The following is a 1,474-nucleotide window of genomic DNA, read 5'->3' on the forward strand; positions in this document are numbered from 1 at the left end:
TCGGCAAGCTTGCTCTTCTGGCTGACCAGGCCGAGCTTTCCCTGGAGCCATGGCTCCAGGGCCGCGACGATGGGGCGGCTTCTGGCCTGGCGGGCGGTGCGCCGCTCCTCAGCGGGGCATCCGCGGATATCGCCCTCGATGCGGTAGAGTTCGGCTATGCGCAGGAGCGCTTCCGAAGCGATGGGCGCTGGCCCGCCTTGCGCGAGATCGTAGAACTTCCGTCGGACGTGGCTCCAGCAAAAGGCCAGGCTCACGGCATTCTTCCCGGCCAGCGTGTTGTAGCCGGCATAGCCGTCCACCTGCAGCACGCCAGCGAAGCCTTGAAGATGCCGGATCGGCTGCTCGGCCTTGCGGTCGGGCGCATAGAGATAGGTCACGCCCGGCGGCTCGGCGCCGCCCCAGGGCCGCTCGTCGCGGGCATAGGCGAAGAACTGGCCGGTCTTGGTCCGGCCGCGTCCGGGATCGAGCACCGGCGCCGTGGTCTCGYCTGCGAAGAGCTTGGTCGACGCCTTCAGTCGCTCGAACAGGCGCTCATGCACCGGCCGCAGGAGGAAGGCCGCCTTGCCGACCCAGTCAGCCAGGGTCGAGCGGTCCAGGTTCACGCCCTGCCGGCCATAGATCTGGGCCTGSCGRTARAGCGGCAGGTGGTCGGCGTATTTGGAGACGAGGACATGGGCGACGGTYGCCTCGGTGGGGATGCCGCCCTCGACGAGCCGGGCKGGCACTGGGGCCTGCACCACGACCTCCTCGCAGGCCCGGCAGGCGTATTTTGGCCGACGGGTCACGATCACGCGGAACTGGRCGGGGACGATGTCGAGACGCTCGGAGACGTCCTCGCCCATCGCATGCAGCTCGCCCCGGCAGCACGGGCAGGTCCTGYCCTGGACGTCGATGATCTGCTCGATGCGCGGCAGGTGCGTGGGCAGCGATCCGCGATTGGCGCGCCGCTTCCGGACCCGGTCGGCGTGCTTGACTGGATCAGTCGCCTCCTCGCCGGCGAGGCCCTCGGCCTCGATCTGCTCGGCCTCCTCGAGCCCCAGCAGCAACTGATCGACTGGCAGGCTCTCGGCCCGGCGGCCGAAGCGATGACGCTGGAGCTCCTTGATGATCTGACGCAGCCGCTCGTTCTCGGCGCGCTCCTCCGCGAGCATCGCCCGAAGCGCGATCGGATCGCTGATCAGTGGGTTGGCCGCGTTGCTCACGAAGCCGATTCAATCATGGATTACAGTGGCTTGCCAGTATCAAGCGATCAACTTGCCGCGATGGGGACGCGCGTCTCGCGCCGTTCATGCACGCGCCGCCAGTCGAGGCCTTCGAGCAACGCCTGCAACTGTGCCGCTGTCAGCCGAACGACACCGTCGGCGATGGCGGGCCACTGGAACTTGCCGTCTTCCAGCCTCTTCGAGAACAGGCAGACACCCGTCCCATCGAAGTAAACCAGCTTGATCCGGTCGGCGCGCCGCGCCTGGAACAC

The 1,474-nt window shown here is 67.9% G+C and carries 2 protein-coding genes; both read right to left on the reverse strand.

The window, feature by feature from the left end:
- The coding region (gene tnpC / locus AC1DZY_RS26590) for an IS66 family transposase (RefSeq protein WP_476823160.1) at positions 1 to 1,151 on the reverse strand (1,151 nt) is incomplete at its 3' end.
- A 98-nt stretch (positions 1,152 to 1,249) separates the two neighbouring features.
- A partial coding sequence (gene tnpB / locus AC1DZY_RS26595) for an IS66 family insertion sequence element accessory protein TnpB (protein ID WP_476823159.1) occupies positions 1,250 to 1,474 on the reverse strand: 225 nt, incomplete at its 5' end.

The sequence above is a fragment of the Allobosea sp. P2_A10 genome (genome assembly GCF_056405115.1).